Annotated in this window: 2 protein-coding genes; both read left to right on the forward strand. The window is 76.6% G+C overall.

Annotated features, from left to right (window positions below; all coding sequences use genetic code 11):
- The coding region (locus AB0O00_RS32785; RefSeq protein ID WP_363658020.1) for a BTAD domain-containing putative transcriptional regulator at positions 1-2808 on the forward strand (2808 nt) is incomplete at its 5' end.
- A gap of 219 nt (positions 2809-3027) precedes the next feature.
- Positions 3028-3447 (forward strand): VOC family protein, encoded by a 420-nt coding sequence (locus AB0O00_RS32790; protein ID WP_363658022.1) that lies wholly within the window; start codon positions 3028-3030, stop codon positions 3445-3447.
- The last annotated feature ends 111 nt before the right edge of the window (positions 3448-3558 follow it).

Here is a 3558-nt window from a genome sequence, read left to right on the forward strand (position 1 = left end):
GAGCTCGTGTGGGCCGGGCAGGCCGACCGGGTCGGCCGGGGCGCCGTGCACACCGGGGTGTCGCGGCTGCGCACGTGGCTCGGGACGTTCGGGGACGGTGCCGTGGTGCTGGACTCCGACGGCGAGGGCTACCGGCTGGCCGTCCGCCCGGAGGCCGTCGACCTCGGACGCTTCCGGCAGCTCGCCGCCGACGGGGAGCCGGGCGCCGCGCTCGACCTGCGGCGCGGCCCGGTGCTGGCCGGGCTGGACCGGGTCAACCGGGAGGACCCGCTGGTGACGGCCGTCGAGGAGACCGTCCGCTCCACCGCCCTCACCCTCGCCAGGACCGCCGCCCCCCGCTGCGCCCTCCCGGCCGTGACGGCGCTCGCCGAGGAGCACCCCTTCGACGAGCCAGTGCAGGCCGCCCTCCTCGAACTCCTCGCCGCCGACGGCCGCCCCGCCGAAGCCCTGCGCCGCTTCCAGGCGCTGCGCCGGCGGCTGGCCGAGGAACTCGGGATCGAGCCGGGCGAGCAGGTCCAGAACGTCTTCCTCGCCCTGCTGGCCCGCGACCACGACGGCGCCCACCCCGCCCACGCGCCGAGCCAACTCCCGTCCGACCTCCCGGACTTCACCGGCCGCGAGGAGTACCTGCGGCTCGTCCTCGCCGCCCTGGCCGACGGCCGCGTCCCGGTGGTCTCGGGCATGGGCGGCATCGGCAAGACTGCCCTCGCCGTCCACGCCGCCCACCGCGCCGCCGCCGACTACCCCGACGGCCGGCTCTACGCGGACCTGCGCGGCGCCGACGACGACCCGGCCGACCCGGCCCGCGTCCTCGCGGCCTTCCTGCGCGCCCTCGGCGCCGACGCGCGGGAGATCCCCGAGTCCCTCGACGAGCGCGCCGCCCTCTACCGCACCCTGCTCGCCGGCCGCCGCGTCCTCGTCGTCCTCGACAACGCCGCCGGGGAGAGCCAGCTCCGGCCGCTGCTCCCCGGCAGCAACGCCGGCGAGCAGCACAGCAAAGCCCTCGTCACCAGCCGCGCCACCCTCACCGCCCTGCCCGGCGCCCGGCTCGTCGACCTCGGCGGCTTCGACCCCGCCCATGCCGAGACGCTGCTGCGCCACATCGTCGGGGACGCCCGGGTCGCCGCCGAGCCCGTCGCCGCCGGGCAGATCGCCGACCTGTGCGGCGGCATGCCGCTCGCCGTCCGCATCGCCGGCGCCCGCCTGGCCGCCCGCCCGCGCTGGAGCCTGGCCCGCCTCGCCGAACTGCTGCGCGACGAGCGCCGCCGCCTCGACGAGCTCGCGGCCGGCGACCTCGCCGTGCGGGCGGGCTTCGCCGTCGGCTACACCCGGCTCTCCGAGCCGACCCGCCGCACCTTCCGCCTGCTCGGCCTGCTCGACGCGCCCGACGTCGCCCCCTGGGCCGCCGCCGCGCTCGCCGACGTCCCGCTGGAGGAGGCCGAACGGCAGCTCCAGGAGCTCATCGACGCCCAGCTCCTCCAGGAGACCGGCACCGAGCCCCACCTGCGCTACCGCTTCCACGACCTCGTCCGCCTCTACGCCCGCGAGCACGCCCACGCCACCGACACCCCCGCCGACCGCGCCGACGCCCTCGAACGGGCCTTCGGCGCCTGGCTCTGGCTCGCCGAACAGGCCGCCGACCAGGTGCCGGGCCCGTGCTTCGCCGCGATCCACGGCACCGCCCCGCGCCGCCCGCTGCCCGACGGCCCCGCCGCCCGGCTGCTCGACGACCCGCTGGCCTGGTTCGACGTCGAGCAGCCCGCCCTCAACGCCTGCGCCCGGCAGGCCGCCGCGCTGCGCCTCGTCCCGACCGCCTGGGACCTCGCCGCCTGCCAGGAGAAGTACTGCGACGTCCGCGGCCTCTACGACGACTGGCGCACCACCAACCTCGCCGTCCTCCAGGCCTGCCGGGCGGCCGGCGACGTCCTCGGCACGGCCGTGCTCACCCGCGGCCTCATCGAGGTCACCACCTGGGCGACCCGCGCCGACGGCACCGAGACGATGGTCGCGCTGGACGGCCGCGCGCGGCAGCTGCTCGACCTGTTCGAGCAGGTCGGCGAGCCGCGCGGGGCCGCCGACGCCCTCGTCCTGCTGGCCTGGAGCCTGGTCGCCCAAGGCCGCGCCCGCGACGCGCTGGACGCCGCCAGCCGCGCCCTGGACCTCGCCGCCGGCCACGACCACCCCGGCGGCGTGGCCAAGGCGCACCAGATCATCGCCGTCGCCCACGGCGAGACCGACCTCGCCCGCACCATCGAGCACCTCACCGAGGCGCTGCGCCTGGCGCGCATGATCGGCAACGTCCGCTTCGAGGCCACCGCGATCCAGTTCCTCGGCGCCGCCCACGGCCGCGCGGGCGACATCGCGCACGGGCGCAACCTGCTCACGAGCTCGCTCGCGATGGCCCGCTCGCTCGGCGACAGCTACGCGGAGGCCTTCTCGCTGCTCTACCTGGCCACGCTCCACGCGGCGACCGGCGACGACCGGGCGCGGGAGGCGGCGGAGGCGGCGCTGGCCATCGCGCGGCGCTTCGAGCTGGGCCACCACCTGGCCCAAGCCCTGGGCATCCTGGGCGAGTTGGACCTCGCCGAGGGCCGGCACGACGCGGCCGTCGCGCACCTGGAGGAGTCCGTCCTGTTCTGGCGGGCCCGCGGCTGGCGCTCGTTCCTCGCCGGGGCGCTGTGCGCGCTCGGGCGCGCGTACGAGGCGGCGGGGCTGGACGGGCCCGCCGAGCGGGTGCGGCGCGAGGCCCGGGAACTGGGCGAGGGCCCGGCGAACGGCGACGCGGACGCGCTGTCGCACGACGGGTGAGCCCTCCCGGAGACCGGAGAGCACACACCCGCGGCCGGGTCCGTCCCCTGCGCGGACCCGGCCGTCCCCCCATGCGGGTGTGTGCTTCGAACGTAGGCAGGGGCCTCTTACCGATCGCTTACGGCTTCGACGGGCGTCCGAGAACGTCCGAAAAGGCGGCCCCGGACCGATCAGGATTCGAGAAGCCCCGCCCCGGGGCCCGCGCCTAGCCTGGCGGACATGGAGACCAACGACCTCAGCATCCACTGGACCTTCCTCCCCCACACCGACCCCGACGCCTCCCTCGCCTTCTACCGCGACCTGCTCGGCTTCGAGGTCCGCAAGGACGTCGGCCAGGGCCGGATGCGCTGGATCACCCTCGGCCCCGCCGGCAGCCCGGGCACCTCCGTCGTCCTGGAGCCGCCGGCCATGGACCCCGGCGTCACCGACGACGAGCGCCGCACCATCACCGAGATGATGGCCAAGGGCACCTACGCCCGCCTCACCCTCGCCTCCGCCGACCTCGACGGCGTCTTCGGCCGGCTGAAGTCCGGCGGCGCCGAGCTCGTCCAGGAGCCGACGCGGCAGCCGTACGGCGTCCGCGACTGCGCCTTCCGCGACCCGGCGGGCAACCTGATCCGCATCAACGAGCTCGGCTGAGCCGAGTCAAGTCCCCAGCCTCAAGTCCCGAGCCTCAAGTCCCGAGCCTCAAGTCCCGAGCCTCAAGTCCCGAGCCTCAAGTCCCGGGCCGCCCGGTGCGGTTGGATGCAC

The sequence above is a fragment of the Kitasatospora sp. NPDC093558 genome (assembly GCF_040683475.1).
GTDB lineage: Bacteria > Actinomycetota > Actinomycetes > Streptomycetales > Streptomycetaceae > Kitasatospora.

Excerpts from the sequence above, each read along its gene's own strand:
- AB0O00_RS32790 (WP_363658022.1), top strand. The coding sequence starts at position 3,028 with ATGGAGACCAACGACCTCAGCATCCACTGGACCTTCCTCCCCCACACC.